At 62.4% G+C, this 1,702-nt stretch carries 2 protein-coding genes; both read left to right on the top strand.

Annotation, left to right across the window (positions count from 1 at the left end; translation table 11 throughout):
- The first annotated feature begins 143 nt into the window (after positions 1 to 143).
- The gene (locus A6V37_RS40350; RefSeq protein ID WP_165614495.1) at positions 144 to 281 is read left to right on the top strand and encodes a hypothetical protein; all 138 of its coding nucleotides are present in this window, start codon (positions 144 to 146) and stop codon (positions 279 to 281) included.
- Positions 282 to 436: 155 nt separating this feature from the next.
- On the top strand, positions 437 to 1,507 hold the full coding sequence (locus tag A6V37_RS00045; protein ID WP_244174026.1) for a lipocalin-like domain-containing protein: 1,071 nt from the start codon (positions 437 to 439) through the stop codon (positions 1,505 to 1,507).
- Positions 1,508 to 1,702 lie beyond the last annotated feature (195 nt).

Here is a 1,702-nt window from a genome sequence, read left to right as displayed (position 1 = left end):
CGGCGTCGCGTCGGTTGAACCGCAACGTTCTCATCCATGGTGTACACGTGTCCATTTAGTTTCTTGATGGACGCGATCGTCGCTGGTGTTACACCGTCAATTCAAGATGGGTTCGCCGGGTGCTTACGTCGTTCCATTGGACTATGTCGCTGCATGTGCCATGGACGGCGCTGGGTACGGTTGCGCTGGTGATGCTGGCGTCGTCATGCTCGACAGCCGTGATTGCGGGACGCGGCGCGGTGTCCGTGGATGCGGTGCGCGCCGTCAAGGAGGATTGGTGATGCGAGTCTCGCGGATCGCTCGTGCAATGTCGAGCCGGGGGGTGGCTGGCGCCCGGTCCGTCGCACGCACGTTGTCGTGCGAAACGTCGAGCGCAGGCGGCTACTTCATTGAGCAGTGTTCAGGCTCATGGATTCGTGGCTTGCTGTGTATCGGTATGCTCGCTGCGTCAACAGCATTCGCCGCGGCACCTGATTTCGCATCGGTCACACCGGACCATCCGATTAGCCTGCCGCAGGATAGCGGCGCACACGCTGCGTTCCGCACCGAGTGGTGGTACGCAACGGGCTGGCTCACAACGCCGGACAATCAACCGCTCGGATTTCAGATCACGTTTTTCCGCTCGGCGACCGGTCATGATGCCGCCGATCCGAGTGCGTTCGCGCCGTCACAATTGATCATTGCACACGCCGCGTTAAGCGATCCGGCGCTCGGCCATCTGGCCCACGATCAGCGTGTTGCCCGCCAGGGTTTCGGTCTCGCTTACGCGAAGCCGCTCAACACCGATGTCAAACTCGATGCATGGACGATCGTGCGCACCGCTGACGGCCGCTACAACGTCGCCGCCGATGCAAACGGCTTCTCGTTGCATCTCGTGTTGACGCCGACCCAGCCGCCGATGGTTCAGGGCGAGCACGGCTATTCGCGCAAAGGTCCGCACCCCGAACAGGCTAGCTATTACTACAGCGAGCCGCAATTGCGTGTGACTGGCAGCGTGGTTCGGCCGGCTGCCGCGGGCCAACCTTCACGGGGCAATACTGCCGTGACCGGCATGGCGTGGCTCGATCACGAGTGGTCGAGCACGCTGCTCGACGCCAACGCGGTCGGATGGGATTGGCTGGGTGCCAATCTCACGGATGGCTCTGCACTGATGGCGTTCCGAGTGCGCAATCGCGATGGGCAGGCCATGTGGGCGCATGCCGCGCTCCGCCAACCCAACGGCGAAGTCACGACGTTCGGCCCGGATCAGGTCGACTTTACGCAGCTTCGTACGTGGCGCTCGCCACGCACGAACACATCGTATCCTGTCGCGATGGCGGTCAAAACCGGCGCGCTGACGTGGCAACTCAACCCGTTGATGGACGACCAGGAGCTCGATTCACGGCAGTCGACAGGCGCAGTGTACTGGGAAGGCGCGGTGCGGGTGAGCCGCGAAGGTGTGGAGGTGGGACGCGCGTATCTTGAATTGACAGGCTACGCGAACGCGCTGCGACTGGGGAAGGACTGAAGGCGGCGATACGAGGCGGTTTCCGGCCGAGTGCTCTGCGTGCGTCGCCCCATTTGCCATGAGACAGCGATTTTTTCTTGCGCCGTAAACGCAGAAACCCCACCTTTTGGGGGTGGGGTTTCTGATGCTGCAGGGGGAGCCTGACGATGACCTCCTTTCACACGGGTAATCCGACCTCTCATCGGCGTGGAGTCG

Origin of the sequence: Paraburkholderia ginsengiterrae, assembly GCF_001645125.1 — a bacterium.
In the GTDB taxonomy this organism is placed as follows: domain Bacteria; phylum Pseudomonadota; class Gammaproteobacteria; order Burkholderiales; family Burkholderiaceae; genus Paraburkholderia; species Paraburkholderia ginsengiterrae.
This window is presented reverse-complemented; position numbering and strand designations above follow the sequence as displayed.